Source organism: Streptomyces sp. NPDC050560, assembly GCF_044457285.1.
Taxonomy (GTDB): Bacteria; Actinomycetota; Actinomycetes; order Streptomycetales; family Streptomycetaceae; genus Streptomyces.
In genome coordinates, this window is the sequence record NZ_JBITGT010000006.1 from 57,232 (window position 1) to 70,753 (window position 13,522).

Below are 13,522 nucleotides of genomic sequence, written 5' to 3' on the forward strand. Positions count from 1 at the left end.
GCGCCGTACGGCCGGGGCCGCTGAGTAGGCTGGGCCGCATGACGTACAGCGGAGCGGTGCGGGTCGGTGGTCCCGCGGATGTGCATGAGCTTCAGGAGCTGATGATCTCCAAGGTGGCCGTCGGCCCCATGGACAACAACGCCTATCTGCTGCGCTGTCGCGCCACGGGTGAGCAACTGCTGATCGACGCGGCGAACGACGCGGGCACGCTGCTCACCCTGATCGGCGACGACGGGATCGCCTCGGTGGTCACCACGCACCGGCACGGCGACCACTGGGCGGCGCTCGCGGACGTCGTGGCGGCCACCGGGGCGCGCACCCTGGCGGGGCGCCTGGACGCCGAGGGCATTCCCGTCCCCACCGATGTGGCGCTGGACGACGGGGACACCGTGGCGGTCGGCCGGGTGCCGCTCACCGCCCGCCACCTGGTGGGGCACACTCCGGGCTCGATCGCCCTCGTCTACGACGACCCACACGGCCATCCGCACGTCTTCACGGGCGACTGCCTCTTCCCCGGCGGGGTCGGCAACACGCACCAGGACCCCGAGGCGTTCGCCAGCCTGCTCGGGGACGTGGCGGCCAAGATCTTCGGGCCGCTGCCCGACGAGACCTGGGTCTATCCGGGGCACGGCGCCGACACCACGCTGGGCGACGAGCGCCCGCACCTCGACGAGTGGCGCGAGCGCGGCTGGTGAGCCCGCGGGGCGCCGCGCGCGTCCGCCGCCCCCGCCGTCTGCGGCGATCCCGGAAAGTGCCATGCCCCGATGGTGGCACCCACCACTGACAATGGGCCCCTACGCGGCCCCTGCACCCCCCGTGACCTGCGCGGCGAGGGTGACGACCCGCTCCACCGCGAAGGCGTAGCCCTGGACTCCGCAGCCCGCGATGACGCCGTCGGCACGCCGCGAGACGAAGGAGTGGTGCCGGAACTCCTCGCGCTGGTGGATGTTGGAGATGTGCACCTCGATCACGGGCATCCCGTCGCAGAGGTTCAGGGCGTCGAGGAGGGCGACGGAGGTGTGGGAGTAGGCGCCGGGGTTGATGACGATCCCCGCGTGCCGGTCGCGGGCCTCCTGGACCCAGTCGACGAGCCGGCCCTCGTGGTTCGACTGCCGGGCCTCCACGCTCGCGCCGTGCGCGGCGGCGGTGCGGGCGCACAGGGCCTCGATGTCGGCGAGGGTGTCGGTGCCGTAGATCTCGGGCTGGCGGGCGCCGAGGAGGTTCAGGTTCGGCCCGTTCAGGACGAGGATCGGCGCGGTCGCGAGCGAGCGGGGCACGGCTGTTACCTCCGGGGGTCGGCTGGCTGTCGCAGCCGGTCTATCACGCCCCGTACCGCCCGAGGACGGGTGTCCCGCCCGGCACCGCGGGCCCCGCTCAGGGGGTGACCGTCAGTTCGAGGTAGGCGGCGACGAGCACCAGGTGGACGCCGCCCTGGAGGGGGGTGGCGCGGCCGGGCCCCACGGTGAGGGTGGCGACGGCGACGGTGAGGGCGAGCAGGACGAGGTGGGTGGGGCTGAGCCCGAGGATCAGGGGCCCCGGCAGCCAGACGGAGGCGGCGGCGACCGCGGGGATGGTCAGTCCGATGCTGGCCATGGCGGAGCCAAGGCCGAGGTTGATGCTGGTCTGGACGCGGTCGCGGTGGGCGGCGCGCACCGCCGCGAGGGTCTCGGGCAGCAGCACGAGCAGGGCGATGACGACGCCGACGACGGCCTGGGGCAGCCCGGCGGCGTCGACGCCGGACTCGATGGTCGGCGAGACGCCCTTGGCGAGTCCGACGACGCCGATCAGCGCGAGGGCGAGCAGGGCCAGGCTCAACGCCGCGAGCCTCGCGGAGGGGCGGTCGGCGTGCTCCTCGCTGTCGATGACCTCTCCGTGGCGGGTCAGCGGGAGGAAGTAGTCGCGGTGCCTGACGGTCTGGGTGGCGACGAAGAGCCCGTAAAGGATGACGGAGGAGAGCGCCGCGAAGGTGAGCTGTGCGGGGCTGAACTCGGGTCCCGACTGGCTGGTGGTGAAGGTGGGCAGCGCGAGGCCGAGGGTGGCCAGGGTGGCGACGGTGGCGAGGGCGGCCCCCGCGCCCTCGCGGTTGAAGACCGCCACCCGGTGTCGCAGCGAGGCGATCAGCAGACTGAGCCCGACGATGCCGTTGCAGGTGATCATGACCGCCGCGAACACGGTGTCGCGGGCGAGGGTGGCACTCTTGCTGCCGCCGTCGACCATGAGGGTCACGATCAGGGCCACCTCGATGACGGTGACGGCGACCGCGAGGACCAGGGAGCCGTAGGGCTCGCCGATGCGGTGGGCGACGACCTCCGCGTGGTGGACGGCCGCGAGGACCGATCCGGCCAGGACGAGGGTGACGATGACGACGACGTACACCGGCATCTGCCGGCCCCAGGTGAAGACCAGCAGCACGATGGCGAGGACCGGCACGACAGCCGTCCAGTGGGTGGCCAGCGCCCGCAGTCGACCCGTCACGGAACTGATCGTTCCAGAGGGATCGGAATGTCGCATTTCCTACCGGCCGCGACCGCTTCCGGTCACCCCCGATCCCCCGGGCGCCCCCGCGGGGTGCGGGGGCGCGGGTGTCACCTCCTGGCCGGGTCCTTGTCGCGCTGCCCCGTCTTCCCGGTGCCCTCGCCTCCCCCGCCGCCCGCGCCCGCCTGCCGGGAGGAGGCGATCAGGCTGGTGACGGTGGTGACCGCCAGGACGCCGCAGATCACCCCGAGGGAGACGGGGATGGAGATCTCCGGCACATGGACCCCGGTCTCGTGCAGGGCGTGCAGCAGCAGCTTGACGCCGATGAAGCCGAGGATGACGGACAGCCCGTAGCTGAGGTGGACGAGCTTGCGCAGCAGCCCGCCGATGAGGAAGTAGAGCTGCCGCAGGCCCATCAGCGCGAAGGCGTTCGCGGTGAAGACGATGTACGGGTCCTGGGTGAGGCCGAAGATCGCGGGGATGGAGTCGAGGGCGAAGAGGACGTCGGTGGTGCCGATGGCGAGCATCACGACGAGCATGGGCGTCATGACGCGCTTGCCGCCCCGCCTGATCCACAGCCGGGTGCCGTGGTAGCGGTCGGCGACGCCGAAGCGCCGCTCGGCGGCCCTGAGGACCCGGTTCTCCTCGAACTCCTTGTTCTCGTCGCCCTTGTCGCCCGACCTGGCGTCCTGAATGAGCTTCCACGCCGTCCAGATGAGGAAGGCGCCGAAGATGAAGAACACCCAGGCGAAGCTGGCGATGACGGCGGCGCCCGCGGCGATGAACGCGGCCCGCAGCACCAGCGCTATCAGCACGCCGACGAGCAGGACCCGCTGCTGGTAGCGGGAGGGCACCGAGAACTTCGCCATGATCAGCACGAAGACGAAGAGGTTGTCGACGCTGAGGGACTTCTCGGTCACGTACCCGGCGAAGAACTCCCCGCCCGCCGTGCCGCCGCCGAACACCAGCAGCCCGACGCCGAAGAGCGCGGCGAGCGCGATCCAGACGCAGGTCCAGATCCCGGCTTCCCTGAGCGAGACGTCGTGGGGCTTGCGGCCGATGAAGAAGTCGGCCCCGATCAGGGCGCACAGGCCCGCGATCGTGAGCACCCACAGCGTCAGTGACACATCCATGGCGCCTCCGGCAGGTCGTAACGTCGCGGTTCAGCGTTGTCGCTGCTGGAGGTCTCTTCCGCCCCGCCACCGCCGGGGCTCCGAGGCGGTGGCGCGGACCGGCGCCCCGGGACCCCCTGGGTCCGTCCTGGCGGGCGCGCCGCTGGGGAGTACTCCCCTCCACACCAAGGAAAGGTACATGAATAACCAAGTGAAGGTAAAGAGATCTGTAAAAGGTTCACCAAAAATGCTGGTCAGGCCAGTTTACGACGGGGGTTCACGGGCCGCTCGTCGAGCGCCGGGGAGGAACCGCGAACGGCGGGGCCCGCACCGGTCACCGCCGGTGCGGGCCCCGCCGTCGGGTCGCGGGGGCTGTCAGCCGCCCCAGGAGCGCCGGGCCGCGCCGGCCTGCCCGAGCACCTGCCGCAGCACCTGGCTGCCGGAGGGCACGAGGGCGGGCTCGTAGGTCCAGGCGTGGCCGACCCAGGGGTCGGCGAGGTGGTCGTCCGGCACCGGGGTGACCCGCAGCAGGGCGCGCCACAGCGGGTCGAGCAGCGGGCCGTAGGCGGACGCGTCCTCCCGGGCGGCGACCATCATCACGTGGACGCCCACCCGGGGGCCCTCGTCGGCGAGGTAGCGCAGTTGGGTGACGGCGCGGTCGTCGAAGCCGTGCGGGAAGTCGTGGACGATCAGCAACTGCTGACCGGTGTCGACGTCGGGCGGCAGCGAGTCGGCGGCGCCGCTGCGCACCGCCATCTGTACGAGGTCGACCCGCCGGGTCAGGTGCGCGAGGACCGCCGTGACCCCCGCGGCCCCGGCGGCCGGGGGCCCGGCGAGCGCCCCGGAGGCGACCAGCGGTTCGAGCGCGGGCGCCGCGGCGCCCGCGGGGTCGATGACGTGCAGGGAGAACTCCCCCGCCGGATGCACGGCGAACAGCCGGGCGGCCAGCGCGACGGCGGTGTCCGCGGCACGGCGGCGCAGGTCGTCGGGGTCGGCGAGCGCGGCGGACTCGACGCTGCTCCTGCCGCTGTCGATCCACAGGCCGCGTTCCAGGGGGAGGCGGACCAGCATGGGTATCCGCAGCGCCGCGCTCTCGGGGACGTGGAGGTCGCCGAGGCGCACCGCCATCGGCATCTCCTTGGGCACCTCGTAGGCGTGCCAGACGGGGTTGTCCCAGCGGGCGTAGGCGGCGGGCAGTGCGGGCTCGACGACGGCGGACTCCTCGCCGAGCTGGGCGAGGTCCCGGTCGAGCGCCTGCCTGGCCTGGCCGACCAGGTCGGCGTACCGGCCCCTGGCGGCGTCACGGGCCGCGTCCCCGGCGCCGCTCATGCGGCTGCGGGGGTCGGAGAGCACCTTGTCCAGCTCCTGCTCCCTGCGGGACTCGGCGAAGTCGACCGCGCTGCGGTACGCGGCCACGCTCCTCGCCAGGTCCTCGAACATGCCCCAGACCTGGTTGTACAGCCGCTCTTCCATCGACCACCCGGCGGCGTCCCCGGCCACCGGCCGCGCGGGCGTGCCCGGCGGGGCCGGGGGCGCGGTGGGCGGCGGCGGGGGCGGTGTGTCGTTGCGACGGCGCGGGTGGGAGTAGTCGATGGGGCCCTGGCTCGCGTCCTGGACGCCCGCGGCGTCCGCTGTGCCCCCGGCGGGGGCCGCCGCCATCGGGGCCCCGGCGCGCTCGCGGGTGTCCCCCGGCGTCCGCGGCGGCGGCGCGGCGACGGTATGGGTGAGCCGCCTGGCCACAGCCTCGTGGATACGGGCCGACAGCTCCGTGGCGCCGGGGTGGCGCTGGTCGGCGAGGAGGTCGGCGAGGCCGCCCGCGTACCCCTGGCCGACGGCCCGCACCTTCCAGCCGCCCTGGCGGCGGTACAGCTCCACGGCGACGACGGCCGACTCCCTGTCGAGCCCCGTGACCGTGTAGGTGGCGACCTCGGTGCCGTCGAGTCCCGTGACCGCGACGAAGGGGGCGGCGACGGCGCCGAACCTGCTCGGCCCCCCGGTCCCGTCGGGCAGCGCGAGCACCACGCTGACCCGGTGCGCCGCCTCGGGCAGCGCGGCCAGGTCGACGGCGAGCCGGTGCTCGGCCGCCGCCTGCTGCGACACCTCAAGACCGGGCAGCGCGGGCGCGCCCGGATGCGCCACCTGGTCGGGGCCAAGCACCGCGCCGTCGGCGTCGGTGAGGCTCGCACCGGCGACGACGGGGCCGCCCACCGTCACCCGGATCTCAAGACGGGTCTGGGTGAGGGCGTGGTTCTGCCCTCTGACCAGCTCGACCGTCATCGCTCGTTGTCCCCCTCGTCGGGGCCGCGGCGGCCGTGCGGCCCGGCCACGGCCTGTTTCGATCGTCAGCGCCGGGGCCCGGCCGGGCCGGGTCCGGCTCTACAGGTACGGCAGGATGGTCGGCATCAGATCCTGGAACGTGCGGCCGTTGGCCGCGTTGCCCAGGGCCGTCATCTGCCAGCCGGTGCCCGCGCGGTGCACCTTCGCCATGATCTGGGCGGTGTAGGCGCCGCCGCCGTCGAGCGTGTACCGCGCCAGCTCCTGGCCGTTGGTCTCGTCCACGAGGCGGCAGAACGCGTTCTGCACCTCCTGGAAGGTCTGGCCGGTGAAGGAGTTCACGGTGAAGACGATCTGGTCGATGTGGACCGGGACGCGCTGGAGGTCGACGAGGATGGACTCGTCGTCGCCGCCCTGGCCCGCGCCGCCGACCAGGTTGTCGCCCGTGTGCCGCACCGAGCCGTCGTCGCTGACGAGGTGCTGGAAGAACACCACGTCGACCGGCTGCTTGTCGGCGAAGAGCACCGCCGACGCGTCGAGGTCGATCTCGCGGGTGCGTGAGCCGAAGAGACCGCGCCGCGGCGCCGCCTGCCAGCCGAGTCCCATGCGCACCGCGGTCAGAGTGCCCCCGTCGTTCTTCTGCAGGCTGATGGCCTGACCCTTGGTCATATTGACCGTCACGCGCTGATCCCCTCTCGGACTTTCCCCTGTTGCCGCGGTCTCCGCGGTTGTCTCCAAACCCTATGCAGAGCCACTGACAGGGCCGCACCGCGAGGGGGACATTGTGGCGGTCTTGCAACACATCGGCCCGGCGCCGTCAGGACAGCCCGGCCTCCTTCATCTGCCGCAGCTCCTTCTTCATCTCGGACACCTCGTCGCGCAGCCGGGCGGCGATCTCGAACTGGAGGTCGGCGGCGGCGGCCCGCATACGCTCCGTCAGGTCCTCGATCTGCTCGGCGAGATCGGCGGCCGGACGGTCGGTGGGGGTGGCCGCGCCCTTGGCCCTGCCCTTGGCGCCCTTCTTCGCGCCCGCCCCGCCCGCGGCGGAGCCCCCGGCGGCGGGCACCGGGGTCCTGGCGCCCTTGCCGTCCCTGGGCTTGCGGTAGCCGGTGCCGAGCAGCGCCTCGGTGTCGACCTCCTCGCGCACGATGGTGGCCACGATGTCGTTGATCTGCTTGCGGAGCGGCTGGGGGTCGATCCCGTGCTCCTTGTTGTACGCGAGCTGCTTCTCGCGGCGCCTGTTGGTCTCCTCGATGGCACGCTCCATGGCGGGGGTGACCTTGTCGGCGTACATGTGGACCTGGCCCGAGACGTTGCGCGCGGCGCGGCCGATGGTCTGGATCAGGGAGGTCCCGGAGCGCAGGAAGCCCTCCTTGTCGGCGTCCAGGATGGAGACGAGGGAGACCTCGGGCAGGTCCAGGCCCTCCCTGAGGAGGTTGATGCCGACGAGGACGTCGAACTCGCCGGAGCGCAGCTCGCGCAGCAGCTCGACACGGCGCAGGGTGTCGACGTCGCTGTGCAGGTAGCGGACCTGGATGCCCAGTTCGAGGAAGTAGTCGGTGAGGTCCTCGGCCATCTTCTTGGTGAGGGTGGTGACGAGGACGCGCTCGTCCTTCTCGCTGCGGGTGCGGATCTCGTGGACCAGGTCGTCGATCTGGCCCTCGGTGGGCTTCACCACGACCTGGGGGTCGATGAGCCCGGTGGGGCGGATGATCTGCTCGACATGGCCGTCGGCGCGGGACAGCTCGTACGCCCCCGGGGTGGCGGAGAGGTACACCGTCTGCCCGACGCGCTCCTGGAACTCCTCCCACTTCAGCGGGCGGTTGTCCAGCGCGGACGGCAGCCGGAAGCCGTGGTCGACGAGGGTGCGCTTGCGGGAGGCGTCGCCCTCGTACATGGCGCCGATCTGGGGCACGGTGTTGTGCGACTCGTCGATGACGAGGAGGAAGTCCTCGGGGAAGTAGTCGAGGAGGGTGTTCGGCGGGGAGCCGGGGAGGCGGCCGTCGAAGTGCATCGAGTAGTTCTCCACGCCGGAGCAGGAGCCGATCTGGCGCAGCATCTCGATGTCGTACGTGGTGCGCATCCGCAGCCGCTGGGCCTCAAGGAGCTTGCCCTGCTTCTCCATCTCGGCCAGGCGCTCGCCGAGTTCCTTCTCGATGTCGCGCACCGCGCGCTCCATGCGCTCGGGGCCCGCCACGTAGTGCGTCGCGGGGAAGACATGGGTCCTGCGGTCGTCGCTGATGACCTCGCCGGTGAGGGGGTGCAGCGTGGACAGGGCCTCGATCTCGTCGCCGAACATCTCGATCCTGACGGCCAGCTCCTCATAGACCGGGAAGATCTCGATGGTGTCGCCGCGGACGCGGAAGGTGCCGCGGGTGAAGGCGAGGTCGTTGCGCGTGTACTGGATGTCCACGAAGCGGCGCAGCAGCTCGTCCCTGTCGATCTCGTCGCCGACCTCCAGGGAGACCATGCGGTCGACGTACTCCTGGGGGGTACCGAGGCCGTAGATGCAGGAGACGGAGGCGACCACGACGACGTCACGCCGGGTGAGGAGGGAGTTCGTCGCGGAGTGCCGCAGCCGCTCGACCTCCTCGTTGACCGAGGAGTCCTTCTCGATGTAGGTGTCCGACTGCGGGACGTACGCCTCCGGCTGGTAGTAGTCGTAGTACGAGACGAAGTACTCGACCGCGTTGTTCGGCAGCAGTTCGCGGAACTCGTTGGCGAGCTGGGCGGCCAGGGTCTTGTTGGGCGCCATGACGAGGGTGGGCCGCTGAAGCTTCTCGATCATCCACGCCGTGGTGGCCGACTTGCCGGTGCCGGTGGCGCCGAGCAGGACGACGTCCTTCTCGCCCGCGCGCACGCGTCGCTCAAGATCGGCGATGGCGGTGGGCTGGTCACCGCTCGGCCGGTAGGGGCTGACGACCTCGAAGGGATGGTCGTTTTCCCGGCGTAGCTGTTCGATCTTCGGTACTGGCCGCATGGCATCCACCGTACGACCCTCCACTGACAACGCGGCCCTCGTGGAGAGATCCGCAGGTCACGGGAGTCAGGAGCCGGGCGGTCCGGTGCGGGAGGGCTCGCGGCGCTCGGTGCGGCGCCGGGGGCCGTGGCCGGGTCCAGGCAGCGAGGCGAGGCCGCGGTGGCCGAGCCTGCCGGGCAGCTCGTCGCGGCGCGGCCCGCCCTGCCGCTCGCGCCTGCCGCCGCGGCCGAGGACGAGCAGCGGGTCGACGAGGACGACGGCCGCGGCGAGCAGCAGGAAGCCGAGCGGGCCGATCAGCATGGGCGCGAGCATCTTGGCGGAGGAGGCGCCGCCGGTGGTCATGCCGTCGCCGTCCAGGTGCACGTGGACGGCGGCCATGGCGACGTAGTGCATGCCCGTGACCGCGAGCCCCATGGCCAGGCTGGCGCCCAGGCTCCACAGGAAGCCCCCGCGCTGTGCGGCCCAGAACGCGCCGACCGCGGCGACGACCGCGATCAGCACGGAGGCGGTGACCGTCAGCGTGTCGTACTCGAAGTGCCCGTCGAGCTGCATGCCCGCCATGCCGAGGAAGTGCATGGACGCGATGCCGAGCCCCGTGACGGTGCCGCCGGTGAAGAGGGCGGCGCCGCCCCTGCGGAAGCCGATCACGAAGATCCCGGCGCCGACCATGGCGATGGCGACGCCGAGGCCCGCGAACATGGTGTGTGCCTGGTAGTCGACGCCGCTGCGGTCGATCGAGAAGCCCATCATGGCGATGAAGTGGGTGGTCCAGATCCCGGCGCCGAGCGCGGCGGAGGCCAGCGTCAGCCAGAAGGCGCGGCGCTGCGGCGAGGTGTCGAACGAGAGGCTCAGGCAGCGCAGCCCGAGGGCGCCGCCGAGGCAGGCCATGACATACGCCGCCACGGGGGTGACGATTCCGTAGCTGAAGCCGTTGACTGTGCTGACCGCGCCGACCGTGCCCTCCATGCGTGACAGTCCTCCGCCCTGTCGTGCCGCTTCCCCCGCCGCGAGCGATCACGAGGTGCGCCGAGAGAGTATGGCTCATTCTGGAACAGACGAACGAAATTGCGGCAAAGAATCACAGGCACCACAGACGGGGTCCACATCTCGGCCGCCGTTCACCCGGCCGACACCGTTCCCCCGCACACGGTCGCCCCGGTGCTGTCAGGCTCGTACTGTCGCACGTCCCCGACGACAGGAGCCGTCCGTGTCAGCTCGTGCCGCAGCGGTCGCCACCGCGGCCCTGGTGGGCCTCTGCATCCCCGCCCTCACCGCGCCGCGGGCGTCCACCGCGCCCGCGCCGTCCCATGCCGCCACCGTGGTCGTCGCGCACCGCGGGGCCTCGGCCGAGGCCCCGGAGAATACCCTGGCCGCCGTGGACCGGGCGGCGGCGCTCGGCGCCGAGTGGGTCGAGAACGACGTGCAGCGCACCCGGGACGGCGTGCTGGTGGTGCTGCACGACACCGACCTGCGGCGCACCACGAACGCCGAGGAGGTCTACCCCGGCCGTTCCCCCTGGCGGGTGAAGGACTTCACGGCGGCGGAGATCGGCCGGCTCGACGCGGGCGCCTGGAAGGGCCCCGGCTGGGCGGGCACGCGCATCCCCACCCTGGACGCGTACCTGGACCGGGTGGAGGCGAACCGCCAGAGCCTGCTGCTGGAGATCAAGTCGCCCGCGCTCTACCCCGGCGTGGAGGGCGACATCCTGAAGCTGCTCGGCCGCAAGGGCTGGCTGGACACCGGCCACGTGGCGCACCGGCTGATCGTGCAGAGCTTCGACGCGGGCAGTGTGCGCGCGGTGCACAAGGCGCGCCCCGACATCAAGACCGGCCTCCTGGGCAGTCCCCCGGCCGACAAGATCGCCGACTACGCGTCGTTCGCCGACCAGGTCAACCCGGACGTCGGCACCCTCTCCGCCTCGTACGTGTCGGCCGTGCACGCGGTCAAGGGTGCGCACGGGCGGCCCCTTGAAGTGTTCACCTGGGCGGTGGACGACGCGCGTACGGCCCGGCGGGTCGCGGGGTACGGCGTGGACGGCATCATCACCGACCGGCCCGACGTGGTCGACCGGGCGCTGGGGAAGCAACCGGCCCCCACTGCGTGATCCCCTCGGAAGGGCGTACGCGCGCGGGCGGCGCCGCACCCGCGCGCAAGGGCGCCGCGCACCCGCGCGGGAGGGCGGGCGCCCGGGACGCCGGGGGCGGTGTCAGTGGTGGCCCGTACCGTGGCCGGTATGAGTACTCCTGGAGCGGAAGGGCGGCGGTCCGTGTGGACCGTCATGGACACAGGCATCGGGCCTCTGCTGCTCGCCGCCACCGAGGACGGCCTGGTCAACGTGGTCTTCCACGCCGACGCCGCGGTGCGGGACGCGGCCCTGGCCAGGATCGCCTCCCGGCTCGGGGCGCCGAGCGCCGAGGAGCCGGGCTCCCCGCTGCTCGCCGAGCCGCTGCGGCAGTTCGGTGAGTACTTCGCCGGTGTACGGCGCGACTTCGACCTGCCCCTCGACTGGTCCCTGAGCGCGGGTTTCCACCGCGAGGTGCTGCACGAGCTGGCCGCAGGGGTGCCGTACGGGGCCGTCGTCGGCTACGGGGACCTGGCGCGGCGCGTCGGCAGGCCGGAGGCGGCGCAGGCCGTGGGCATCGCCATGGGCTCGAATCCGCTGCCGGTGATCGTGGCGTGCCACCGGGTGGTCGAGAGCGGCGGCGGCCTCGGCGGCTTCGGGGGCGGCCTGGAGACCAAGCGGAAGCTGCTGGCGCTAGAGGGCGTGCTGCCCGAGCCGCTGTTCTGACACGCGCGCCTCCGCACCCCTCCCCCGCCCGTGCCCGTCCGCCGGGTGGCCGAGCCGCCCGCGCGGTAGCAGACTCCGTCATACGTACAGCCCAACGGGGACCCGATATGTCAACGGCACCGAAGGGACGGCGATGACAGTGAGTGGCAACCGGGCAGTCGCCTATGTGAAGCCGGGAACGGTCGAGGTCAGGACAATCGACGAACCCGGGCTCGAACTCAAGGACGGGCCAGGCGTGGCCCCCGCGAACGTCGGCCGCACATGCCGGCACGGGGTCATCGTCAAGGTGCTCGCCAGCAATATCTGCGGCAGCGACCAGCACATGGTGCGGGGGCGCACGACCGCCCCCGCGGGTCTCGTCCTCGGGCACGAGATCACCGGGGAGATCGTCGAACGCGGCCCCGACGTGGAGTTCGTCGAGGTCGGGGACATCGTGTCGGTGCCCTTCAACATCGCGTGCGGCCGCTGCCGCAACTGCAAGGAGCGCCAGACCGGCATCTGTCTCAATGTGAACCCGGCGCGCCCGGGCGCCGCGTACGGCTATGTCGACATGGGCGGCTGGGTCGGCGGCCAGGCGGAGTACGTGATGGTCCCCTACGCCGATTTCAACGTGCTGCGCTTCCCCGACCCCGACCAGGCGCGGGAGAAGCTGCTCGACCTGACGATGCTGTCCGACATCTTCCCGACGGGCTTCCACGGTGCCGTGACGGCGGGCGCCGGGGTCGGCTCCACCGTGTACGTCGCGGGCGCGGGCCCCGTGGGGCTGGCTGCCGCCGCGTCGGCCCAGTTGCTCGGCGCCGCCGTGGTGATCGTCGGCGACCTCAACGAGGAGCGGCTCGCGCAGGCGCGCAGCTTCGGATGCGAGACGGTCGACCTGACGCGCGGCAAGGAGGAGGACCAGATCGAGCAGATCCTCGGCGTGCCCGAGGTGGACGCCGCCGTCGACGCGGTCGGCTTCGAGGCGCGCGGTCACGGGAAGGACGCGGGCGAGGCGCCGGCGACGGTGCTCAACTCGCTGATGGGCGTGGTCCGCGCGGGCGGCGCGCTCGGCATCCCCGGCCTGTACGTCACGGACGACCCGGGCAGCTCCGACAGCGAGGCGCGGGTGGGCACCCTGAAGGTGCGGCTCGGCCTCGGCTGGGCGAAGAGCCACTCCTTCACGACGGGGCAGTGCCCGGTGATGAAGTACCACAGGGGCCTGATGATGGCGATCCTGCACGAGCGGGTGCACATCGCGAAGGCGGTCAACGCCACCGTCATCGGGCTCGACGACGCCCCGCGCGGCTACGCCGAGTTCGACCAGGGCGCGAGCCGCAAGTACGTACTCGACCCGCACGGCGCGCTGGCCGGGGTGCGGCCCGTCTGAGCCCCGAGAGCCATCACGCGCGCGTGCCGGTCCGGCCACCGGCACGCGCGTGTGTGCGTCACCCCTCGGTGGGCACCGGGTCGTAGTGCCGGACCTCGAAGACGTTGCCGTCGGGGTCGGGAAAGTAGAAGGAGCGGACCGCGTTGCCGCGGGCGCCGAAGGAGTTCTCGGAGACCTCGGACATCGGCACGTCCTGCTCGGTGAGCCGGGCGCGCAGCCGGTCGAACTCGGCGGCGGGGACCGCGAGGCAGATGTGGTTGACCGGGTGGCCCGCGCTGCGGTCGGCGCCCGGGACCATGTGCATGCGCGGCGCCATGTCCAGCGGGGCCAGGTCGAGGATGGTCTCGTCGTTGAGGCGCGCGGAGGGGAACGACACCTCCTGGGCGGTGTATTCGACCAGCCTGAGCGGGGTGCAGCCGAGCGCGTCGGAGTAGAACTCCGCGGCAGCGACCGGATCGCGCACCCAGAGGACGACATGGTCGAGACGCGCCGAGTTGTCCGTCATGGCTCCAGGGTTCCGCCCTGAG

12 protein-coding genes are annotated in these 13,522 nt (G+C 72.2%); 4 read left to right on the forward strand and 8 right to left on the reverse strand.

All coding sequences use genetic code 11. The features are described 5' to 3' along the window. Positions 1 to 38: 38 nt before the first annotated feature. Positions 39 to 695 (forward strand): MBL fold metallo-hydrolase, encoded by a 657-nt coding sequence (locus ACIBIW_RS14975; protein ID WP_399335967.1) that lies wholly within the window; start codon positions 39 to 41, stop codon positions 693 to 695. Between the two features lie 99 nt (positions 696 to 794). On the opposite strand, the gene aroQ is transcribed toward ACIBIW_RS14975, so the two are convergent. The 7 genes from aroQ to ACIBIW_RS15010 form a co-directional block, all read right to left on the reverse strand. Then, positions 795 to 1,277 carry a type II 3-dehydroquinate dehydratase gene (aroQ, locus tag ACIBIW_RS14980; RefSeq protein WP_399335969.1) on the reverse strand — a complete coding sequence of 161 codons (483 nt, stop codon included), beginning with the start codon at positions 1,275 to 1,277 and terminating at the stop codon, positions 795 to 797. A gap of 97 nt (positions 1,278 to 1,374) precedes the next feature. Continuing rightward, positions 1,375 to 2,475, reverse strand: a complete 1,101-nt coding sequence (locus ACIBIW_RS14985) for a calcium:proton antiporter (protein WP_399335971.1) — start codon at positions 2,473 to 2,475, stop codon at positions 1,375 to 1,377. A 110-nt stretch (positions 2,476 to 2,585) separates the two neighbouring features. Next, positions 2,586 to 3,608: a TerC family protein gene (locus ACIBIW_RS14990; RefSeq protein WP_399335973.1), complete on the reverse strand. Its 1,023-nt coding sequence runs from the start codon at positions 3,606 to 3,608 to the stop codon at positions 2,586 to 2,588. Positions 3,609 to 3,962: 354 nt separating this feature from the next. Then, complete coding sequence (locus ACIBIW_RS14995; protein WP_399335975.1) at positions 3,963 to 5,864, reverse strand: TerD family protein; 1,902 nt, start codon at positions 5,862 to 5,864, stop codon at positions 3,963 to 3,965. A 99-nt stretch (positions 5,865 to 5,963) separates the two neighbouring features. Then, positions 5,964 to 6,542 carry a TerD family protein gene (locus tag ACIBIW_RS15000; RefSeq protein ID WP_399335977.1) on the reverse strand — a complete coding sequence of 193 codons (579 nt, stop codon included), beginning with the start codon at positions 6,540 to 6,542 and terminating at the stop codon, positions 5,964 to 5,966. A 136-nt stretch (positions 6,543 to 6,678) separates the two neighbouring features. Further along, positions 6,679 to 8,841: an excinuclease ABC subunit UvrB gene (gene uvrB, locus ACIBIW_RS15005; RefSeq protein WP_399335979.1), complete on the reverse strand. Its 2,163-nt coding sequence runs from the start codon at positions 8,839 to 8,841 to the stop codon at positions 6,679 to 6,681. 66 nt (positions 8,842 to 8,907) lie between these two features. Beyond that, a complete protein-coding gene (locus ACIBIW_RS15010) occupies positions 8,908 to 9,807 on the reverse strand; it encodes an MHYT domain-containing protein (RefSeq protein ID WP_399335981.1) in 900 nt (299 codons plus the stop codon). Positions 9,808 to 10,048: 241 nt separating this feature from the next. On the opposite strand from ACIBIW_RS15010, the gene ACIBIW_RS15015 reads away from it, so the two are divergent. The 3 genes from ACIBIW_RS15015 (at position 10,049) to fdhA (ending at position 12,995) form a co-directional block, all read left to right on the forward strand. Further along, the gene (locus tag ACIBIW_RS15015; protein ID WP_399335983.1) at positions 10,049 to 10,945 is read left to right on the forward strand and encodes a glycerophosphodiester phosphodiesterase; all 897 of its coding nucleotides are present in this window, start codon (positions 10,049 to 10,051) and stop codon (positions 10,943 to 10,945) included. 129 nt (positions 10,946 to 11,074) lie between these two features. After that, a complete protein-coding gene (locus ACIBIW_RS15020; protein WP_399335985.1) occupies positions 11,075 to 11,629 on the forward strand; it encodes a methylated-DNA--[protein]-cysteine S-methyltransferase in 555 nt (184 codons plus the stop codon). Positions 11,630 to 11,768: 139 nt separating this feature from the next. Next, on the forward strand, positions 11,769 to 12,995 hold the full coding sequence (gene fdhA / locus ACIBIW_RS15025; protein WP_399336706.1) for a formaldehyde dehydrogenase, glutathione-independent: 1,227 nt from the start codon (positions 11,769 to 11,771) through the stop codon (positions 12,993 to 12,995). Positions 12,996 to 13,053: 58 nt separating this feature from the next. Here the strand turns inward: fdhA and ACIBIW_RS15030 are convergent, their stop codons facing one another. Further along, positions 13,054 to 13,500, reverse strand: coding sequence for a VOC family protein (locus ACIBIW_RS15030; RefSeq protein ID WP_399335987.1), 447 nt, complete (start codon positions 13,498 to 13,500; stop codon positions 13,054 to 13,056). Positions 13,501 to 13,522 lie beyond the last annotated feature (22 nt).